The organism is Mesorhizobium sp. B2-5-13 (assembly GCF_006440535.1).
Taxonomy (GTDB): Bacteria; Pseudomonadota; Alphaproteobacteria; order Rhizobiales; family Rhizobiaceae; genus Mesorhizobium; species Mesorhizobium salmacidum.
Map to the genome: position 1 here is coordinate 37,346 of NZ_VFUI01000008.1, position 20,685 is coordinate 58,030.

The following is a 20,685-nucleotide window of genomic DNA, read 5'->3' on the forward strand; positions in this document are numbered from 1 at the left end:
CGAGAGCATCGGGCCTGAGCCGACCGGTCGGCTCAACTCGTATGGGAGACAACCTTGTCGACCGTTTCAGGGAAGAAGTCGGGTGCCGCGAGGCGTTTGCCGAACATCATGTCATATTGCAACAGACGGAAATCGCGAATCGCCGGGTCGATCTCCTTCTGCCGAGCCCAGTCGGACGTCGCCTCGCCCGTCGGCGTCAGCAACAAGTTGCGGTCGACGACGCGATAGCGCTCCCGCATCTCGCCCAGGAAACCGGTGTAGTAGGGGTGGGTAATGCCTGCGGCGGTCAGGATATGATAGGGCAGGAAGGCAGGGCTCACCGTCCCCAGATTCTCGACCGGGCCCGAGCGGTTCGACCAGATGATCAGCGGTGTCGCGTGGTGTTCGAGAGCCGCCTCCGGTGTCGGTTCCTTGCGTGGCGCGACATTGTCCTTCAGGAAGCCGGTCTCGACATAGACCGGTCCGAGCGGCGGCAGGTGGTCACCGAAAAAGGCGACAATCGTTGGCCGCTCGCGCGTCTTGGCCCATTCGATCAGCCGCTCGAGGCCGCGGTCCGCGTCGGCTGAACCCTCGGCGTAGGAGATCAGCGAGTCACGCGCCCACTGGCTGATCGGGGCTTGCACCGAGTGGGTCGGGTTTGAATAGCGGTTCGGTTCATACGGGCCATGGTTTTGCAGGCTGACGGCGAAGAAGAAGACCGGGTCGTCGCTGGCGTTGGCTTCCCGGATGATCTCGTCGGTCATCGCGGCGTCGGATGCCAGCGGTCCGCGCTTTTCCATGGGCGGCAGCGTCTCTTCCGATTTGAAGTCGTTGAAGCCGAAATCGGCATAGACCGCGCCGCGATTCCAGAACCAGTTTGTGCCTGGATGGATGGCGCGTGCCCTATAGCCTTCGCTCTTCAGGAAGGTCGCCATCGACGGCGTCGGGGTGCGTACATATTGCTGGTAGGGGATGCTGCCGGCCGGCAGGAAGGCGTTCGAGAACCCGGTAAGCGCTTCGAATTCGATGTTGGCGGTCATGCCGCCGAATTCAGGCGAGAACATCGAGCCCGAGCGGAGCGCCCGCACATTGGGGATCGGATCGGGGGTGATGGTGACGCCGGGCAGCTTGGTCGAATCCCAGAAGGATTCGCTCATGACGACGATGATGTCGGGCTTCTCGGTAGGTACCGAGGCCGTCACATTGGTTCGGTCAATGGCCGCAATTGCCTTGTCGGAATAGCCTGGTGGTGCCGAGACATGCGCCATCGGGACGTTGAGCGCGAAGGCGAGCGCAAAGCCGTTGGAGGCATAGTTTTCCTTCTGGTCCCACATGATGGGGATGATCTGCAGCCGGTCCCGCGTCCACGAGAAAGTGGCGTAGTCCATGATCGAGACGAAGAAGGCGAGCAGCGGCACCGCCAGCGTCAGCCGGGCAAGGCGGCCCTTGTGGCTGAGGGCTGGAACCTCGCGGCGCCAAAGCCGCCAACCGTAGACGAGCAGGGACAGGCCGGCGACGATGCCCGCGACCATGGCGAGCGCGGTCATAGGCCGCTCGCGCACCAGCAGCGGCAGCAGGGCGAAGATCTGGCGGGCATAGAGAAAATCCGTCGGATAGAGCGGATCGCCGAGATAATGCGACTTCTGGTGGCCGACAAAGGCCAGCGACAGGGTCAGCGGCGCCACGATCATCAGGCTCTGATGACTGCGCCCGAGGACCGCGTCGAGACCGATCAGGACCAGCGCGAACACGACGATGGTTGTCCAGCCCGGCTTGAACGGCTGCAGGAAGAAGGAAACGGTGCCGGCAACATCGCCGCGCACGATCAGTTCGATGGCGAACACCAGCACGGCCGAGATCGCCAGGCTGATCAGCCCGTAACGGACGACCGGCCATCGCCGGCCCGGGAGATAGCCGGTGGACGGATCGTCTTCCAGGAACTGCGGCACGGCGTTGCCGGCACGTTTGGAGCTCTTTGCCACTTTAACTTCCCACCCCAAGACAATCCATGTCATTCGATTGTCATATAATTGTCACGCAAAGCTAGCGCCTGTGACGAAAATAAGAAGAGCCAGCAAACGATTCGTGAGCGGTTTTCATCAGGTGTGATCGCCGCAAAGCCCTTTGGGAACAGGCGCTCGGCGCATGGTTCGGATTAGGCGCCGGGTTGAACCGGGCTTGACTTGGCGGCCTGCCTTGCGTCACAGGCAGGGAAAATTCGTAGTATCAGGCAAGCAAAACAAGTCTGGGGAGCCCTCGCATGGCCGTCGCATTCACCTTTCCAGGACAAGGAAGCCAGGCTGTCGGCATGGGCAAGGATCTTGCCGATGCCTTTCCAGAGGCGCGCAGGATCTTCCAGGAAGTCGATGACGCTCTTGGCGAAAACCTGTCGAAGCTGATCTGGGAAGGTCCCGAAGAGACCCTGACGCTGACGGCCAATGCGCAGCCGGCCCTTATGGCGGTATCGCTGGCGGCGATCAGGGCGCTGGAAGCGCGCGGTTTCTCGCTGAAGGACAAGGTCGCCTATGTCGCCGGCCATTCGCTGGGCGAATATTCGGCACTCGCCGCCGCCGGCTTCGTTTCCGTTGCCGATGCCGCCCGTCTGCTGCGCATTCGCGGCAACGCCATGCAGGCGGCGGTGCCGGCCGGCGAGGGCGCCATGGCGGCGATCATCGGATTGGAGCAGGCCGATGTCGAAGCTGCCTGTGCCGAGGCAGCCCTGGGCGCTGGCAAGGGCGCTGCCTGCCAGGTGGCGAACGACAATGGCGGCGGTCAGCTGGTCATATCAGGCACGAGAGCCGCGGTGGAACTGGCGGCGAGACTGTGCACCGAAAAGGGTGCCAAACGGGCCCTGATGCTGCAGGTTTCGGCGCCTTTCCATTCCGCGCTGATGACACCGGCGGCCGAGATCATGCGCGAGGCGCTGGCGAGCGTCGCGAGGGCCGCGCCGGTGGTGCCCATCGTCTCCAACGTCACCGTCACTCCGACTAGTGACCCCGATGAGATCGCACGGCGTCTGGTCGAACAGGTGGTTGCCCGCGTGCGCTGGCGCGAAACGGTGGAATGGTTCGGCGCCAACGGCGTCTCCACGCTTTACGAGATCGGCGCCGGCAAGGTGCTTTCGGGCCTGGCGCGGCGCATCAACCGCGACATCGCCACCGCCTCTGTAGGTTCCGCGGCCGAGGTCGAGGCGGCATTGGCGGCGCTTGCATAAAACGCCATTTGATACCATCCCTATGCGGGGTGCCCTCTTCTCAACCTGGAGACAAAAATGTTCGAATTGACCGGCCGCAAGGCGCTTGTCACCGGCGCAACGGGGGGCATCGGCGAGGCGATCGCCAGGGTGCTGCATGCGCAGGGCGCGATCGTCGGCCTGCACGGCACGCGCCTCGAGAAACTGGAAACGCTGGCCTCCGAACTGGGCGACCGGGTCAAGCTGTTCCCGGCCAACCTGTCGAACCGCGACGAGGTCAAGACACTCGGCCAGAAGGCGGAGGCCGATCTCGAGGGCGTCGACATTCTGGTCAACAATGCCGGCATCACCAAGGACGGCCTGTTCGTGCGCATGTCGGACGCCGACTGGGATACGGTGCTGGAGGTTAACCTCACCGCCGTTTTCAGGCTGACCCGTGAACTGACCCACCCGATGATGCGCCGCCGCCATGGCCGCATCATCAACATCACTTCGGTGGTCGGCGTGACCGGCAATCCCGGCCAGGCGAATTACTGTGCCTCCAAGGCCGGTATGATCGGCTTGTCGAAGTCGCTGGCGCAGGAGATCGCCACCCGCAACATCACCGTCAACTGCGTCGCTCCGGGCTTCATCGAATCGGCGATGACCGACAAGCTCAACGACAAGCAGAAAGAGGCGATCATGGCGGCGATCCCCACGAAGCGCATGGGCACCAGTGCCGAAGTGGCGTCCGCCGTTGCCTATCTGGCTTCGAACGAGGCCGCCTACGTAACCGGGCAGACCATTCATGTGAATGGCGGTATGGCGATGATCTGAGCGAGGATCTGAGCGAGGTCCGCGGTAACATCGCCGCGCTGTGAAAACCCACCATTTCGGCTTGGACCTTGGCTATTTTTCGTGTAATGCGGCCCGCAACCCGGCGGTTCGGGCAAAAACCGGTCCGTGGCCGTTGCGTTTCCGGCAGGACCATCTTTCAGCTTGATTAGCGGCATTCCGCCCGCTAACGAAGACAGACAAACAAAAGACGAGGATGCCCAAATGAGTGACACCGCAGAGCGCGTCAAGAAGATCGTCATCGAACACCTTGGCGTCGATGCCGACAAAGTGACGGAGCAGGCGAGCTTCATCGATGATCTGGGCGCTGACAGCCTCGACACGGTCGAACTGGTCATGGCGTTCGAAGAAGAATTCGGTGTCGAGATCCCCGATGACGCAGCCGAGACCATTCTGACCGTCGGCGATGCGGTGAAGTATATTGACAAGGCTTCGGCCTGACGCTTTCGGCAGTCATCACCGGGGAGGACCTGCGATGAGGCGTGTCGTCGTCACGGGCCTTGGCCTGGTTTCACCGTTCGGCATGGGCTTCGAGCACGGCTGGAAGGAACTGCTGACCGGCCGCAGCGCTGCCAAGCGCGTCACCGAGTTCGAGGTGGACGATCTTGCCTGCAAGATCGCCCACGTCATTCCGCGTGGCGACGGCTCCAACGGTACGCTCAATCCCGAATCCATTCTTGAGCCGAAGGAACTTCGCAAAATCGGCGACTTCATCCTGTACGGGATCGCGGCCGCCGATGAAGCGCTGAAGGATTCCGGCTGGCAGCCTTCAACCGAGGAGGAGCGTTGCGCCACTGGTGTGCTGATCGGCTCCGGCATCGGCGGTCTTGAGGGCATCGCCGAGAACGCGATCATCCTCAAGGAACGCGGCCCACGCCGCATCAGCCCGTTCTTCATTCCCGGAAATATCATCAATCTCGTGTCCGGCCAGGTTTCGATCCGGCACGGATTGAAAGGCCCCAACCACGCTGTGGTCACTGCTTGCTCGACCGGCGCGCACGCCATCGGCGACGCCGCCCGGCTGATCATCTTCGGCGATGCCGACATCATGCTGGCCGGTGGCGCCGAATCGCCGGTGACCCGGCTTTCGCTCGCCGGCTTCGCCGCCTGCCGGGCACTCTCGACCGAGCGCAACGATAGCCCGCAAACGGCCTCGCGGCCTTACGACCGCGACCGCGACGGCTTCGTCATGGGCGAGGGCGCCGGTGTCGTCGTGCTGGAAGAGCTCGAGCATGCCAAGGCGCGTGGAGCGAAGATTTATGCCGAGGTGACCGGCTACGGCCTGACCGGCGACGCCTATCACATCACCGCACCGGCAGAAGATGGCGACGGGGCCTTCCGTTGCATGACGGCGGCGCTGAACCGGGCAAAGCTTACGCCAGCCGATGTTGACTACATCAATGCGCACGGCACCTCGACCATGGCCGATACGATCGAACTCGGCGCTGTCGAGCGGCTGGTCGGCAATGCGGCGTCCAAGATTTCAATGTCGTCGACCAAGTCGTCGATCGGCCATTTGCTGGGAGCAGCCGGCGCGGCCGAAGCGATCTTTTCGATCCTCGCCATCCGCGACAATATCGCACCGGCGACCATCAACCTCGACAATCCCGAACGCGAAACCGCGATCGACCTTGTGCCGAACAAGCCACGCCCTCGCCAGATCGACGTAGCCCTGTCCAATTCCTTCGGCTTCGGCGGCACCAACGCCTCGCTCGTCTTCCAGCGGTATAATGGCTGACGGTCCGGCTACCGGCAATGCTTTGGCGTGCCGTCAATTTTGCCATATTCGCCCCTACTCTGCCGCAGGGGATTCGTTGAGAGATCGAACGGTAGGGCGAAATGAACACAAATCCGTCAGACAACGGAGAATTCGGGCAAAGGCCGGCGAATACCGGGCCGATCGTGCCGAAGACGGCCAGCGAGGCGCTGCGGCCGGAAGCCGGAACACCGCCGCCGAAACGCTCGCGCGCCTCGCGCAGCCAGGTCGTCGTGTTCATGAACTTCGTCATCTCCGCGGTGATGCTGGTCGTTCTGGCGGCGGGCGTGGCTCTCTATTTCGGCAAGCAGGAGTTTACCGAACCCGGCCCATCCGCCAATGGCGACACTTTCCTCGTCAAGCCCAACACTGGCGTCCAGGATATCGCCGACCAGCTTGAGCGCCGCGGACTAATCAGCGACGCCCGCGTTTTCCGCCTCGGCGTGCGTGCCTTCGGCAACGATTCCGCACTCAAGGCCGGAGAATACGAGATCAAGCCCAGGGCATCCATGCGCGACATCATGGAACTCCTGAAGAGCGGCAAGTCGGTGATGTACTCGCTGACTATTCCCGAAGGGCTGACGGTCGAGCAGGCCTTGCAGCGCATCGCCGACGAACCCGCCCTGAGCGGCGATATGCCGGCGAAGACGCCCCCCGAGGGCAGCCTTGCCACCGACACGCTACGCTTCACGCGTGGCGCAACGCGTCAGCAGATGGTCGACAAGCTGCTCGCCGATCAGAAGAAACTGGTCGATGAGGTGTGGCAGCGGCGCGCGCCGGATCTGCCCCTGGCCAACGTCGAGGACTTTGTCACCCTGGCCTCGATCGTCGAGAAGGAAACCGGCAAGGGCGATGAACGCTCACGGGTGGCTGCTGTCTTCCTGAACCGGTTGGCCAAGGGCATGCGCCTGCAGTCCGATCCGACCATCATCTATGGTCTGTTTGGCGGCAAGGGCAAGCCGGTGGACCGCCCGATCTACCAGTCCGACATCCAGAAGCAGACGCCTTACAACACCTATGTGATCAGCGGCCTGCCGCCGACGCCTATCGCCAATCCAGGCCGCGCGGCCCTCGAGGCCGTGGCCAATCCGTCGAAGACCGACGACCTCTATTTCGTCGCCGACGGCACGGGCGGTCACGTCTTTGCGTCGACCCTGAACGAGCATAATGAAAACGTCGCCCGCTATCGCGCGCTGCAGAAGAAGCAGACCGATGAAGCAGCCAAGGCCGCCGCTGCCGCCGGTACCAGCGGCAGTGCCGACAAGCCTGCTGCCGACAACCCTGCTTCCGACAAGCCTGCTGACGACAGCGACGGCACCGGTGGCGACAACGGCAATGCCGGCGGTGATGCGGGCGCGGTCCAGTAAGGTGAAGAAAGGCGTTGCCTGGAAGGCGGCGGCCTGACATTTGAAGGAACGCCGGGCGTCCGATTTCGACGCACTCGCGGTGTGGTCATTTTAAGCCGCGCTTGCCCCTCCGGAAAACCGTTTCGGGGCAAGGCGCCAGGGGTGTACAGGGCGACATGAATTTGCAGAGCATGACCGGTTTTGCGCGCGTCGTCGCCGAGTATGACGGCACCGCGATTGCCTGGGAAGTCAAATCCGTCAATGGCAAGAGCGTCGAGGTTCGCCTGCGGCTGCCTCAGGGATTCGAGCGGCTGGAGCCTGTGGTCAGGCAAACGCTGCAGAAGCGTTTCGCCCGCGGCAATTTCCAGGCGACGCTGACCATCGGCCGCGCCGCCAGCGCGCAGACGCAACCTGTCGTCAACGAGGCGTTTTTGAAAGATCTCGCCGGTCTGGCCAAGCGGCTGCAGGAACAGTTCGGCGTTGCGCCCGCGACGGCTGACGGATTGCTGTCGCTGCGTGGCGTGCTCGACGTTGCCGAAACCATCGAAACCGAAGAAGTGCGGGCCGCGCTCGATACCGCCATCATGGCCGCGCTGGACGTGGCGCTGAACGGCCTGGAACAGGCCAGGCAAGGCGAGGGCGCCGCGCTGGCCGTGCTTTTGTCCGGCCATATCGACACCATCGAGACACTGACCCTGCGCGCGGAAGCCGACCCGTCACGCGATACCGCGGCGATCCGCGAACGCATTGCCGAGCAGGTCCGGCTGCTGATGGACGCATCCGCCAATCTGGATGCAAGCCGGCTGCACATGGAGGCGGCGTTCCTTGCCACCAAGGCCGATATTCGCGAAGAGATCGACCGGCTGAAAACGCATGTCGCGTCTGGCCGGGCCTTGCTCGAGGGCGGCGGCGCGGTCGGCCGCAAGCTCGATTTTCTGGCACAGGAATTTAACCGCGAATCGAATACGCTGTGTTCGAAGTCGAATGCCGCCGCCGTCACCGCGATCGGGCTGGAACTGAAGGCGGTCGTCGACCAGTTTCGTGAACAGGTCCAGAATCTGGAGTAGCCGATGGTCGCCAAGGAACCGATGGTTCCCAGGGATATGGGATCCCGCATCCGCCGCCGGGGGCTGATGCTCGTCCTGTCGTCACCATCGGGTGCCGGCAAGTCGACGATCGCGCGCAACCTTCTGGAGAGCGACTCCAGCCTTGAACTGTCGGTCTCGGTCACCACGAGGCCACGCCGTGGTTCGGAAATCGAGGGCGTTCACTACCACTTCCGCACGATGCGCGAATTCGAGCGATTGCGAGATTCCGACGCGCTCCTCGAATGGGCGGAAGTGCACGGCAATTGCTATGCGACACCGCGCGAGCCGGCCGAACTGGCGCTGGCGCAGGGCCGCGATATGCTGTTCGACATCGACTGGCAGGGCGCCCAGCAGCTCAAGGAGAAGATGCGTGCCGACATCGTCTCGATCTTCATCCTGCCTCCGTCGATGAAGGAATTGAAGGCGCGGCTGAAGCGGCGCGCCGAGGACCAGGAAGCGGTGATCGAGACGCGGCTGAAGAACGCCCGCAACGAGATCGAGCACTGGAAGGAATATGACTTCGTCATCGTCAATGACGATCTCGACCGTGCCTTCGCCGAGGTTCGCGGCATCGTCGTGGCCGAGCGGCTGCGGCGCGACCGCCGGCCCGGTCTCTTCGATTTCGTGTCGGGATTGTTGGACGAAAAGACCGTGTGACTGGCGTCAGGGCGCCATGCCCTCGACCAGGATCAGATGTCGGCTGAGCGCGGCATCGCGTACCTCCAGCGCCGCCGCATATTCGGCGGATGCGTACCAGCGCCTTGCCCGCTCGATGTCGGGAAATTCGACGACGATCAGCGGACCAGGATGCCAATCACCCTCCAGCGTCTGCACTTGGCCGCCGCGCACCAGATAACGCCCGCCATGCCGGGCGATCGAGGCCGCGGCGCGGGAGCGGTATGTCTGCAACGCCTTTTCGTCGCGGACCGTGACATCGGAAATGACATAGGCGGGCATTCCTGGTTCTCCGGCATGTTGCCAGACTACCTATGCCTCGGTCATCACAATTCCAGACCTGCCGGCGCTAGACCGCATTGGTCAGCCGCACGAACTCCTCGACGCTGAGCGTTTCGGCACGTCGCGTCGGGTCGATCCCCGCTCTTTCGAGCAAGGCCTCGCCGCCGAGGCTTTTCACGCTCTGCCGCAGCATCTTTCGGCGTTGGCCGAAGGCGGCTTCCGTGACCCGGCCGAGTTTCTTCACCTCGGCGGGCAGGGGCGTCGCGCGTGGTTCCAGATGCACCACCGAGGAGGTGACCTTGGGCGGTGGCGTGAAGGCTTGAGGCGGGACGTCGAAGGCGATCCTGGCCTGCGTGCGCCAGCCGGCGAGCACACCCAGCCTGCCATAAGCATCGCTGTCGGGTGCGGCGACGATGCGCTGCGCCACCTCACGCTGGAACATCAGCGTCATCGAGGCATAGAAGGGCGGCCAGTCCGCGACCGTCAGCCATCGGATCAGCAGTTCGGTGCCGATGTTGTAGGGCAGATTGGCCACGATCCGGACCGGAGCGTGGTCGGTTCCCGAGGCGAGGGCGGCGAAGTCGATCTTCAGCGCGTCGCCTGAAATCACCTCCAGCCGACCTGGGTAGTGAGCGGACACCTCGGCAAGCGCCGCCAGGCAGCGTTCGTCGCGCTCGATGGCGACGACCCGGCGGGCGCCGTTCGATAGCAGCGCCCTTGTCAGCCCTCCAGGCCCGGGCCCAACCTCGATCACCATGGCATTCGTCAGGTCGCCGGCGCTGCGTGCGATCTTGCCGGTCAAATTGAGATCGAGCAGGAAGTTCTGGCCGAGCGCCTTTTTCGCCTGCAGCCCATGGCGCTCGATGACGTCACGCAGCGGCGGCAGCCCATCGATGCTCATGCGCGAAGACCGGAAGCGAAAGCGCTCATGCGGTGCCAGCCTTTGCGTCGACGTCAGCCAGTCTTCTGGCGAGCTTCAGCGCCGCGATCAGGCTGTCGGGTCGTGCCACGCCCTTGCCGGCGATGTCGAAGGCGGTGCCGTGGTCGGGCGAGGTGCGGATGAAGGGCAGGCCCAGCGTGACGTTGACCGCCTCGTCGAAGGCCAGCGCCTTGGCCGGGATCAATGCCTGGTCGTGATACATGCACAGTGCAGCGTCGTAGCCTGCCCGCACCCGGGCATGGAACAGCGTGTCGGCGGGCAAGGGCCCGAAAGCATCGATGCCTTCAGCGCGCAGGATGTCGACCGCCGGGCGCACGATATGCTCGTCTTCCAGGCCCATGGAGCCGCCTTCGCCGGCATGCGGATTGAGGCCCGCAATGGCGAGCCGCGGCCTGGCGATGCCGAAGCGGCTGGCAAGGTCGGCCGCCGTGATGCGCGCGGTCGCGACGATCAATTTGGTGCTTAGGACCTTCGGCACCTCGGCCAGAGCGATGTGGATGGTGACGGGAACCGTGCGCAGGTCGGGGCCTGCCAGCATCATCACCGGCATCGCCTCGACGCCGCTGTGCCGAGCCGCCAGATGCGCCAGATATTCGGTGTGGCCGGGAAAACGGAAGCCGGCATCGTAGAGCGGTTTCTTGGCTATCGGGCAGGTCACCACGGCAGCGGCCTCGCCGGCAAGGCAGGCGGCGACCGCGCGGTCAATCGCTTCGATGGTGCCGGCTGCATTGGCCGGGTCGGGTCGCCCGGGGCTGTCGATGAAGCGCGCCGTCAGGGGAACGATCGGCAAGGCGCGGCCAAAGACCTCGATCGCCTGCACCGGCGTCACTTCCTCGACAGGCAGCGAGAGGCCAAGGTGGCGTGCTCGCGATGCGACCACGGCCGGGTCGGCCAGCAGGTAGAAGACGGGCAAGCCGACGGCGTTCCGCGCAAGGAAGGCGGCGATGGCGATTTCAGGGCCGATACCGGACGGATCGCCGACGCTCAACGCCAGCGCGGTCATCGTGCTGCTCACGTCAGCGCTTGACGATGCGGGCTTTCGCCTTCAGCTCGTCGACATATTTCTTGCTAAGATCGTCGGCGGCCTTGTCGCTGGAGCCTTCGCTCTGGAACACCATCTGGGCCGTCTTGTCGTCGGATACTTCGCGCGACGAGCAGATGCCGATGAATTCGACGCCGCGTTCGGTCTCGCGTGTGACGGTGGCGCCACCGACCTTGGTCGCCTTGATCTGCTCCGCCCAGTCCGGCGGCAGTTGCGGCGCCAGAATCCGTCCGAGGTCGCGGACGGTGACGTCGATCAGGCCTTTGGCGAACTCGCGCGTCGTGTTGCAGCCGTTGAAGCGGGCACGCATGGCGTCGGCCTCGCGCTTGCGTTTGGCCAGCGTCGCGCTGCGTTCGGCCGCTGGCACGACGAAGATGACCTGCTGCAGCATGTATTCCATGGCACTCGGCTTGGCTCCGCCCTTGTCAAGCATGCGCCGCACCGCGTCCTGTTCGGTCACGCTGCCACCTTCGCCGGAACGGTAACGGGCGCTCAGGGCCTGGTTCCAGGCCATCTGGGCGCGAATGAACTCCTTGAAATGATCCTTGCCGACGCCGGATTTTTCCATGACGCCGTTGAGCTGGACGAGCTGCATCTTGTTGTTGGTGGCAAAGCGCTGGTAGGCGGCCTCGACCTGGGCATCGCTGATACGGATGCCAAGCCGTCTGGCCTCGGCCATGCGCAGCGTCTGGTCGATCATTTCCTGGGCAGCGTCGCCCTTCTTGCGCTGCAGCTTCAGGAAGGCGGCACGATGGGCGATATCACCAGTGGTGATTGCTATGTCGTTGACGACGTATTTGATCTCGCTGGCGAAAGCCGGCGGCGTCATCACTGTCATCGACACGGATGTCGCCGCCACAAGCAACGCGAACCCTGCTGAAAAGAGGTATTTCCTCATCGTTGGCATCCCAATTCTATCCCGGCTCCGCCCAATTCCGTCCCCTTCCGGATACGCGAATCCGTGCCAGCCCTATGCGGCGAAACGATGTCGCCGCTTATTGGATGGTGTCGACTGCGTTGGTCGACGAGCCGAAGTCGCCGAGGGTACGGAACGACAGGTTGAATCCGATGCTCTGCGTCACTTCCCTGGTGTTCAGGTCACGCGACTGCGCGTACGTCATCAGGTAAGTGAAGCAGGAATCGTTGTAGGCGAAGCCCACCCCGTCCTTGACCAGCAGGCCTTCCTGCAAATCGTAGGTTCCTGTTCCGAACACGCGCCAGTTCTCGGCAAGATGCGTCGATGCGCCGAGCGTGACCTCGTGACGGTCGGTCGTGAAACCATAGAGCGGCTGGGCCTGGATGAAGGCATACTTGGCGCTCAACGACACCGGTAGGCCGGAATAGGCGGCTTTAAACTCGGCGCGGCGGATCTCGAAGCTCTGTTCGTCGAAACGGCCGCTGACGGAGGCCGCGAATCCATTGGGGCTGGTTATGCCAAACAGGCCGACATAGTCGGACTTGGTGGTCTCGAGCCCCGAATTTGCGCCGACATTGACCAGATCAGGTGCCGCGAAGGAGTTTTCGCCGCCGATCTGATAGGACTGGCCGAAGATCGCATTGGTGCCCCAGCCATTGATATAAGAGCCGGAATAGCGCAGCCCGACATTGGCACGCGAGCCGCCCTCGATGCGGTCGTAGCCGGAGAACTTGTCGCGTTCGAACAGCGTGGTCGCATCGAAAACCATGCTCTGCGCGTCTTCGTTCGGAATGGAGAGGCCGCCGACATACTGTTCGTTCGGGCGCAGGAACACCTGAGCCATCGGCTCGAAAACGTGGCTCGACCCGCTGGCCAGCGAGAACAACAGGGGCCAGCTCATCTCGAGCCCGGCGGTCGCCATGTAGCGGGCAAAGGACGAGCGCATGTCGTCCTGCTCGCCCAGATTCGTCGCCATCTGGTTGATCGCGGCGAGCGAAGCCGATGATGGTCTGACATAGTCGACGTCGCCTTGCAGCGCCAGCAACGGTGTCAGCACCAACCCGTCATCGGTGACAAAGCTCCGTTTCCACTCGGCCTCGGCGGTAAGACGGCTGGACTCGCCTTCGATGCCGCGCACGCGCTGCGTACCTGACGGGGGGTAGTAAGGGGTGAAATATGTCTCGTCGAGATCTTCGCGGCGGATGACGCGCGTATTGACATTGAGCGACAACTGGCCGCCGGCGACCGATGCGTCGGGGATATAGGCATAGTCGAGCGAGGGCAGCACCCAGGGCTGCTGGCCGCTTCTCGCCGCGACATTGTCGTTGAGCGTATTTTCCTGGACTTCGAAATGCATGGCACGCACGTCGAAATAGTTACGGTCATTGAGACCAGTCAGGTAGACCGACGACTGGTGGACGTATTCGTTGTACTTGTTGATGTTGTAGGTGTGCGAGAAATCCTTGTCGGTCTGCAACAGCACGTCCCAGCCGAAATTCCAGCGTTCGTTGATCGCGAACTGCCCTTGCGTGCCCATCATGCCGCGGAACTTGTTGGAATCGCCAGCCGCGCCCGAATCGATGTTGCGGCCGGCGCTGTCGATGAAGGCGTCGGGATTCTGCTGCTGGATCCCGGCGACCTTAAAAGTGTATTCGCCATTGTTGAAGCGCTGGCGCCATTCGGCTTCGCCGAGGAAGCCCTGCTTGGTGTAGCCGCTTCCGGTCACCGTCAGGTCATATGTTGGGGAAAGAGCGAAATAGTAGGGGACCTTGACGCTATACCCCAGATGGCTGTTGTAGCCGATGCTGGGGATCAGGAAGCCGCTCTTGCGCTTCACCGTCGGGTCTGCGATCTCGAATGCTGGCAGGTAGGCCAGCGGAAAGCCGAAGAACTCGAAATTCGCGCTCTCGAAGCGAACCGTCTTCTTCTCACCGTTCCAGATGATCTTCCTGGCTTTGACGCGCCATGTCGGCGCCTTGTCGGGCTTGTCCTCGCACGGTTCGCAGGCGGTGTAGACACCATTGTGGAAAGTGGTCAGCACGCCGCCCATGCGTTCGGCGCTTTCGGCGGCGAAATAGGCCTTGTCGACGGTTTCAACGCGCAGCGCGTTGACGAAGCCGTCTGCGAAATCGTCGGTGATGTCGATGTGCTGCGAATTGATCTTGGTGCCGTCGCTGTTGACGATCTCGACATTGCCGCTGGCAACCATCCGCTTGGTCTTGCGGTCGTACACAACCTTCTGGGCGACGAGGCGGTTGCCGCCATAGTCGATCTGCACGCCGCCGATGGCGGTCACGGTCTGGTTGTCGTTGTTATATTCCAGGGTGTCTGCCGCCAGCAGCATCTGCGAGCCGGACGGAACCGTGGTCGCCATGTTGCCGACATCCTGCGCGAACGCCGGCAGCGGGACGCCGCAGGCGACCAGGCACGCCAAGGCGCTCGCCGCATAAAGGCGCGCCAAACGGGCCTGCCTGTCGCTGGGCAAAAACGCCTCCCTCACTAGCCGTCTTCCTTGTATAGCAGGAAAGTCACCCCGAAGAACATAGCTACCACGACCGGCACCCAGGCGGCTATGGCAGTCGGCACGAACCCCGCCACGCCGAACGCCTTCACCAGAACCGAAACGACATAAAGCAGAAACCCGGCAACGACGCCACCCAGAATCATCGTTGCCGACTGCCCCATTCGCGCAAATCGCATTGAAACTGTTGCCGCAATCAGCGTCATGGCGACGAGGAGGAATGGCAACGCCACCAGCGAATCAAACTGCATGGCAAAGGCATTTGCCTTGAGGCCGAAGGAACGGGCAACCTCGATTTTTCCGGGCAGGTCATAGAAGGGAATCGTCTCCGGGCGCGCCAGCCGCTCCTGCACGAATTCCGGCTTCAGATTGGTCGGCACACGATCGTTCGCGACGGGCTGGATGGTGCCGTTCCTGAAGATCTTCACATCCTGCAATTCCCAATAGCCGTCGCGCAGGTAAGCACGCGCCGCATCCTTGCGCTCGACGATATTGCCTTGCTGGTCGAGGATGAAAAAAACCGCGTCGGACATCTCCAGACCCTGGCCGAGGATGGCGCGCGCGCCGATGATCGTGTCGCCGGAACTGGTTTTCTGGCGGATCCAGGGAGCGGCATCGGCCGAAACCGTGTTGGATTTGCCAGAGCGCAACTCGGTCTCGATCTGTTCGGACAAGGAGAAGGCGTGCGCGGCGAGCGGGTTGATGATCCCGACCGATACGGCGCCGAACAGCAGTGCGCCGATGCAGCATGGCAAAAGGAACTGCCAGGCGGAAACGCCCGCGGAGCGCGCGATGACGAGTTCGTAACGTCGGTTGAGCGACACCAGCGTCGCCATCGCCGAGAACAAGCCGACAAACGGCACCGTCTGCAGCATGATCATCGGCATGCGAAGGCCTGAAATGGCCATCGCCGTGCCATAGGTGAACCCCGGCAGGCCGGTGGTGCGGCCGGACAGTTCGGTGAAATCGATAAGGAATACCAGCGCCAGAAGGCCGAGGAAGAACCAGATCGTGATCGCGACGTAGCGGAAGAAGAAGTAACGGCCCAGCGTCCAGCCCATCAGCCGGCTCCTTGGCCTGAGGTGTCGCGCCTGGATAGACGCAACTTGAGGGCATTCCAGCCCTCACCGATGCGGCTGGCCAGGTTTGTCATCCAGTCCGCCCAGGCAACCGGCAGTTCCATGGTCCGGTTCGACACGATGAACCAGATCGCCACCGCGGAAGCCACGATCGGCACGCCATAGACCACATAGGAATATTGCGGGACTTCGTCGGCCTTGCTCGCGGCGAAGAAACCCAGCCAGCGCACGAACAGCGATATCGCGATGGCCGTGATCAGCGGATTGACGCGCGCCTCGCGATGCGAACGTGCGTCTCCCGCGACCGCGAGCGCGATCAGGGCGAAAACCATGGAATATGTCCATTCCGAAAACCGCTGGTCGACCTCGGCCCGGTACTCCTGCGGATTTTGCTGATAGTTCTTGTCGTTAGGGCTTGGATTGAGCAGGTACTGGGTCGTCTGGTCCTTTGGCAGGAGCGTCACCTGGTTGGCCGCCGACATGAAGGCCGACATGTCGAAGGCATAGGACGTGAACCGGATGACACTGAGGTCGCCCGTCAGCGTTTTGCGATGGATGACGCCGTCATTCATCATCAGCACCTTTTCGCCGCCGCGTTCGATGATGCTGCCGGTCTTCGCATAATAGACGAGATTGACGCCTTCCTCGCGCGAATCGGCGACGAAGATGCCACCCAGCCGGTTGTTGGGAAGCCGCTCGCCAATCTGCAGGAACAGTCCGTCCTCGATTTTCCGGAACGTGCCTTCCTGGATGATCAGCGACAAAAGGTCGGCGCGCGACTCCGCCACCAGGGCGCGGTTCTTCTGTCGTGCATAGGGGTCGATGCCGTTGTCCACGGCGAATGAAAAGACGCTGGCGGCCAGCGCCAGCAGCATGATCGGCCGCACGATGGTCCAGCGCGAGGCGCCCGATGCGTTGACCACCGCGAGTTCCGAATCCGAATTCATCACACTGAGTGTCTGGGCGACAGCCACCACGAGCGCGAAAGGCACGACGATCGGGACGATGGAGGGGAGAATAAGGGACGCGACCTCGAAGAAGGTCAAGGCTGACTGACCGCTGTCGGTGACCAGGTTGATCTTGGCCAGTACCTGCGTCGTCCACACGATGGCCAGCGTCCAGACCAGTGCTGCCAGGAAGACCACGCACGCGCGGCGCATGATGTAGCGTTCAACGACCTTCATGAAGGCTTTACTCGATTTTCTCGAACGGCATCATGCCACCACGCCAAAGGTAGCTGTCCGGCGACGCCCGCACAACTGGCTCCGTTGGGCTGCGTCGGGCAGGCGAGCCGGTTCCCGTCCCACGTCGCGTGCCGCAGTAGGCCGGAGTGTCGGCGGCAATGGATAAGAAAGGACGAACATCGATGGTTAACAACAAGTTGCGGCATTAAGCGGGCCGTGCCGCGACGAATCGCCATCGATTCCATGTCTCATATGGGTAGCCATTTTGGCAAAGTCTTGCCAAATGCCGGAAAACGACCAAATGTCGCGGATCGCTTCAAACCGCTTCGCGCATCATCGCGCAACCCCCGAAAGCAGGACATGATGAACCCGAGACCATCGATCGCCTTTGCAAAATTCGTCGCGCCCCAGTCGGCGGCGAACAGAAAGGGCACGGTCTTCGTGCTGTCGGCGGATGATGGCTTGAGCGATGCGGCCAGGGCTTACGATCCGGGCAAGACGCTCGACCGGGCTTTCCCGGTCGCCGAGTTTACCGGCAAGTTCGCCGGCACTGTCGAAATCCTGGCGCCGGAAGCAACATCGCTCGACAGGTTGGTCGCGATCGGCGCCGGCAGGGTGTCGGGGCTCGATGAATATGCCTGGCTGAAGCTCGGCGGCACTATTGCGGCATCGCTGCGCAAGGCAACCGACGTGGCCGTGGTCCTCGACCTGGCCGGTGCCTCGCCCGATGGCAAGGACGCCGCGAACCTCGCAGCGGGCATTCTTTTGCGCGGCTATTCCTTCGACAAGTACAAGACCAGGAAGGATAAGGACGACGGCCAGGGGAGCGGCCAGGGGGGCGGCAAGGCCGATCCGAAAAAGCCGGTCAAGGTGACCATCCATACCGCCGACCCGGCAGGCGCCAAGAAAGCTTTCACCGATGCCGAGGCGGTGATCGACGGTGTGCTTCTGGCGCGCGATCTCGTCAACGAACCGGCAAACGTGCTGGGACCTGTCGAGTTCGCCGCCCGCGCCAAGGACCTCGAGGCGCTCGGCGTCAAGGTCGAGATCCTGACCGAGAAGGAGATGAAGAAGCTTGGCATGGGTTCGCTGCTGGGTGTCGCGCAAGGCTCGCCCCGAGGCGCCCGCATGGCGGTCATGCAATGGAACGGCGGCAAGCCCAAGGACAGCCCGGTCGCCTTCGTCGGCAAGGGCGTCACGTTCGACACCGGCGGCAATTCGATCAAGCCGGCCTCCGGCATGGAGGACATGAAAGGCGACATGGGCGGCGCTGCCGCCGTGACCGGGTTGATGCATGCGCTCGCCTCGCGTAAGGCCAAGGCCAATGTTGTCGGCATCATCGGTCTTGTCGAAAACGCCGTCGATGGTCATGCCCAGCGCCCGGGCGACATCGTCACCTCGATGTCGGGACAGACTATCGAGGTGCTCAACACCGATGCGGAGGGGCGCCTCGTTCTGGCCGACGCGCTGTGGTACTGCAACGACCGCTTCCAGCCGAAATTCATGGTCAACCTGGCGACGCTGACCGGCGCCATCATGGTTGCGCTCGGCCTGCATTATGCCGGCCTGTTCTCCAACAACGACGAACTGGCGCAAAGGCTGACCGCGGCCGGACAGTCAACGCAGGAACGGCTATGGCGCATGCCGCTCGGCGCCGAATACGACAAGCTGATCGATTCCAAGAACGCCGACATGAAGAACATCGGTGGCCGCTACGGCGGCGCGATCATCGCCGCGCAGTTCCTGCAGCGCTTCGTCAAGGACACGCCCTGGGCGCATCTCGACATTGCCGGTACCGCGATGGGCTCGCCATTGAACGAGATCAACCAGTCATGGGGTTCGGGTTTCGGCGTGCGGCTGCTGGACCGGCTGGTACGTGATCACTACGAGAGCTGACGTCGATCCATGGCCGATGTGCTGTTCTACCATCTGACCGAATCGACGCTGGAGGATGCATTGCCCGGCCTGCTCGAGCGCAGCATCGATCGAGGCTGGCGCGCCGTGGTGCAGACCGGCACCGAGGAGCGGCGCGACGCGCTCGACCAGCATCTGTGGACTTTCCGCGACGATTCCTTCCTGGCGCACGCGACCGATCGCGAAGCTTATCCCGGTGAACAACCAATCCTGTTGACCACTGGTGACGGCAATCCCAACGAAGCCAGGGTCAGGTTCCTGGTAGACGGCGCGGTGCCGCCCGACCTTCGCGGCTACGAGCGTGCGGTGTTCCTGTTCGATGGCCATGACGCGGCCCAGGTCGAGATGGCCCGGGCGCATTGGAAGACGATGAAGGACGCGGGCCACGCCGTCACCTATTGGCAGCAGACCGCGGACCGCCGCTGGGAGCGCAAGGCGTGAGAGCAGCGCCTAAAGCCGAAACGCGGACCAGAGACGACCCGCGCACCGAGGCATCTCTGTAGTGCCATTGAGGCTCACTGCTCGCCCATTTCCTTCTTGCCGGCGGGCTTACTGTCCGCCCATTTCCTTCTTGCCGGCGGGCTTACTGCCCGCCCATTTCCTTCTTGCCGGCGGGCTTACTGGCCGCCCATTTCCTTCTTGCCGGCGGGCTTACTGCCGGCCCATTTCCTTCTTGCCGGCGGGCTTACTGCCCGCCCATTTCCTTCTTGAATGTATCGAAATCGACCTGCATGCCGTTGAAGATGGTGCTCCAGTGGCGTGTCAGCGCCGCCATCGCCACGGCTTCCTGGATCTCCTCGTCGGTTGCGCCGGCGCGCTTGGCGTCCTGCGTGTCCGACCAAATGCAGTAGGTGCAAGGAATCTGTGCCGCCACGGCCAGGGAGATCAGCGACTTGACCTTGGGCGGCAGCGCCGTCTTGTCGCTGAGTTCGATGGCCTTGACCTCGGCCCAGGCACCAGGCAGACCGGTTTTGGGAAACTGCTTCACAAAGCTCGGCACACCGCCCATGGTCGACTGTATGTCCTTGAGGGTTGCATCATAGTCGTCGGCGTGGGCCGGCGCGGTGCCGAGCGACAGCACGCAGGCTGCGGCGGCGAACAGGAACACATGCTGGGACGAAGATTGCACGGATTTGACGACGCGATGGTACGACATGGTTTTATCCTCTGGTCTTTGTTAGCCTTACGATGTAAGGTAACGGTGAAAATGAACCTTACACTGTAAGTTGTCAAGCGGCGCGATGGATCAATCAATCAAGAAAAAGAGAGCGCGCGGACGTCTGTCGCGCGAGATGATCGAGAACGCGGCCTTCGAGGTGATCGAGAGGGAAGGGCTTGCCGGCTTTTCGATGCGCAAGCTGGCGGCCGCACTTGGTTGCGAGGCAATGAGCATTTATCATCACTTCCCCTCACAGGCGCATCTCTTTGAGGCGCTGGTCGACAGGCTGATTGGTCCGTTGAAGATGCCGGATCCGGATCTGCCATGGCGCCAGAGGATGCGAATGGTGGTATTGGATTATCGGCGTATCGGTCGCGAGCATCCGGCCTTCGCGAGCTATTTTCTCAGCTACCGGATGAATTCGCCCATTTGCCTTGCCTATATCGACAACATCGTAGGCTTGTTCAATGACGGCGGCTTCGATCAGGAAATGGCCGCAAGGCTGTTCCGTGCGGTGGGGTACTATCTGTCGGGGGCGGTGCTCGACGAGACCGCCGGTTACTCAAAGGGCCCGTCGGCGGTCACAACGGTCGGCCGTGAGCAGCTTGAGCGCGATTTCCCCAACATCGCCACCGCGGGACGCTACTTTGGCACCGCTGAATTCGACAAGACCTTCGATCTTGGCCTGGAGATGCTTCTGGACGAGATGGAGCGGATCCGCACTGCTACCCTGGACAGGTCCGCGCAAGGCGGCAGCCATAGCGAGCAGAAGTAGAA

The 20,685-nt window shown here is 62.7% G+C and carries 19 protein-coding genes; 10 read left to right on the forward strand and 9 right to left on the reverse strand.

What is annotated here, in order from left to right:
* Positions 1 to 32 precede the first annotated feature (32 nt).
* Positions 33 to 1,994, reverse strand: coding sequence for an LTA synthase family protein (locus FJ434_RS15345; RefSeq protein WP_181165969.1), 1,962 nt, complete (start codon positions 1,992 to 1,994; stop codon positions 33 to 35).
* A 245-nt stretch (positions 1,995 to 2,239) separates the two neighbouring features.
* On the opposite strand from FJ434_RS15345, the gene fabD reads away from it, so the two are divergent.
* The 7 genes from fabD (at position 2,240) to gmk (ending at position 8,853) form a co-directional block, all read left to right on the forward strand.
* Positions 2,240 to 3,193, forward strand: a complete 954-nt coding sequence (fabD, locus tag FJ434_RS15350; protein ID WP_140749348.1) for an ACP S-malonyltransferase — start codon at positions 2,240 to 2,242, stop codon at positions 3,191 to 3,193.
* A gap of 57 nt (positions 3,194 to 3,250) precedes the next feature.
* Positions 3,251 to 3,988: a 3-oxoacyl-[acyl-carrier-protein] reductase gene (fabG, locus tag FJ434_RS15355; protein WP_140509847.1), complete on the forward strand. Its 738-nt coding sequence runs from the start codon at positions 3,251 to 3,253 to the stop codon at positions 3,986 to 3,988.
* Positions 3,989 to 4,210: 222 nt separating this feature from the next.
* Positions 4,211 to 4,447, forward strand: coding sequence for an acyl carrier protein (locus tag FJ434_RS15360; RefSeq protein WP_006203723.1), 237 nt, complete (start codon positions 4,211 to 4,213; stop codon positions 4,445 to 4,447).
* Between the two features lie 34 nt (positions 4,448 to 4,481).
* Complete coding sequence (gene fabF / locus FJ434_RS15365) at positions 4,482 to 5,744, forward strand: beta-ketoacyl-ACP synthase II (RefSeq protein ID WP_140509849.1); 1,263 nt, start codon at positions 4,482 to 4,484, stop codon at positions 5,742 to 5,744.
* Positions 5,745 to 5,845: 101 nt separating this feature from the next.
* The gene (gene mltG / locus FJ434_RS15370) at positions 5,846 to 7,129 is read left to right on the forward strand and encodes an endolytic transglycosylase MltG (RefSeq protein ID WP_140749345.1); all 1,284 of its coding nucleotides are present in this window, start codon (positions 5,846 to 5,848) and stop codon (positions 7,127 to 7,129) included.
* Between the two features lie 155 nt (positions 7,130 to 7,284).
* Positions 7,285 to 8,175, forward strand: a complete 891-nt coding sequence (locus FJ434_RS15375; protein ID WP_140509852.1) for a YicC/YloC family endoribonuclease — start codon at positions 7,285 to 7,287, stop codon at positions 8,173 to 8,175.
* 21 nt (positions 8,176 to 8,196) lie between these two features.
* Positions 8,197 to 8,853: a guanylate kinase gene (gene gmk, locus FJ434_RS15380; RefSeq protein ID WP_140509905.1), complete on the forward strand. Its 657-nt coding sequence runs from the start codon at positions 8,197 to 8,199 to the stop codon at positions 8,851 to 8,853.
* A gap of 6 nt (positions 8,854 to 8,859) precedes the next feature.
* Here gmk and FJ434_RS15385 read toward each other — a convergent pair whose 3' ends face one another.
* The 7 genes from FJ434_RS15385 to lptF all read right to left on the reverse strand — a co-directional run bounded on the left by FJ434_RS15385 (position 8,860) and on the right by lptF (position 16,835).
* Positions 8,860 to 9,153 carry a DUF1330 domain-containing protein gene (locus FJ434_RS15385; protein ID WP_027144114.1) on the reverse strand — a complete coding sequence of 98 codons (294 nt, stop codon included), beginning with the start codon at positions 9,151 to 9,153 and terminating at the stop codon, positions 8,860 to 8,862.
* Positions 9,154 to 9,220: 67 nt separating this feature from the next.
* On the reverse strand, positions 9,221 to 10,054 hold the full coding sequence (gene rsmA, locus FJ434_RS15390) for a 16S rRNA (adenine(1518)-N(6)/adenine(1519)-N(6))-dimethyltransferase RsmA (protein ID WP_140749342.1): 834 nt from the start codon (positions 10,052 to 10,054) through the stop codon (positions 9,221 to 9,223).
* Positions 10,055 to 10,079: 25 nt separating this feature from the next.
* A complete protein-coding gene (gene pdxA / locus FJ434_RS15395; protein WP_181165976.1) occupies positions 10,080 to 11,096 on the reverse strand; it encodes a 4-hydroxythreonine-4-phosphate dehydrogenase PdxA in 1,017 nt (338 codons plus the stop codon).
* 13 nt (positions 11,097 to 11,109) lie between these two features.
* Positions 11,110 to 12,042 (reverse strand): peptidylprolyl isomerase, encoded by a 933-nt coding sequence (locus tag FJ434_RS15400; protein WP_181165968.1) that lies wholly within the window; start codon positions 12,040 to 12,042, stop codon positions 11,110 to 11,112.
* Between the two features lie 88 nt (positions 12,043 to 12,130).
* Positions 12,131 to 14,551 carry an LPS-assembly protein LptD gene (locus FJ434_RS15405; RefSeq protein ID WP_181165967.1) on the reverse strand — a complete coding sequence of 807 codons (2,421 nt, stop codon included), beginning with the start codon at positions 14,549 to 14,551 and terminating at the stop codon, positions 12,131 to 12,133.
* Positions 14,551 to 15,636, reverse strand: coding sequence for an LPS export ABC transporter permease LptG (gene lptG / locus FJ434_RS15410; RefSeq protein ID WP_181165975.1), 1,086 nt, complete (start codon positions 15,634 to 15,636; stop codon positions 14,551 to 14,553). The genes FJ434_RS15405 and lptG overlap by 1 nt, the downstream gene beginning before the upstream one ends.
* Entirely contained in the window at positions 15,633 to 16,835 is a 1,203-nt protein-coding gene (gene lptF / locus FJ434_RS15415; protein WP_140714033.1) for an LPS export ABC transporter permease LptF, read from the reverse strand. The genes lptG and lptF overlap by 4 nt, the downstream gene beginning before the upstream one ends.
* Before the next feature lie 363 nt (positions 16,836 to 17,198).
* Here lptF and FJ434_RS15420 point away from each other — a divergent pair, with 363 nt between their 5' ends.
* Complete coding sequence (locus tag FJ434_RS15420; RefSeq protein ID WP_140749333.1) at positions 17,199 to 18,731, forward strand: leucyl aminopeptidase; 1,533 nt, start codon at positions 17,199 to 17,201, stop codon at positions 18,729 to 18,731.
* A 9-nt stretch (positions 18,732 to 18,740) separates the two neighbouring features.
* Entirely contained in the window at positions 18,741 to 19,190 is a 450-nt protein-coding gene (locus FJ434_RS15425; RefSeq protein ID WP_140749330.1) for a DNA polymerase III subunit chi, read from the forward strand.
* 244 nt (positions 19,191 to 19,434) lie between these two features.
* Here FJ434_RS15425 and FJ434_RS15430 read toward each other — a convergent pair whose 3' ends face one another.
* A complete protein-coding gene (locus tag FJ434_RS15430) occupies positions 19,435 to 19,905 on the reverse strand; it encodes a carboxymuconolactone decarboxylase family protein (protein WP_140749327.1) in 471 nt (156 codons plus the stop codon).
* A 136-nt stretch (positions 19,906 to 20,041) separates the two neighbouring features.
* Here FJ434_RS15430 and FJ434_RS15435 point away from each other — a divergent pair, with 136 nt between their 5' ends.
* Entirely contained in the window at positions 20,042 to 20,683 is a 642-nt protein-coding gene (locus FJ434_RS15435; RefSeq protein WP_246672734.1) for a TetR/AcrR family transcriptional regulator, read from the forward strand.
* Positions 20,684 to 20,685: the final 2 nt, after the last annotated feature.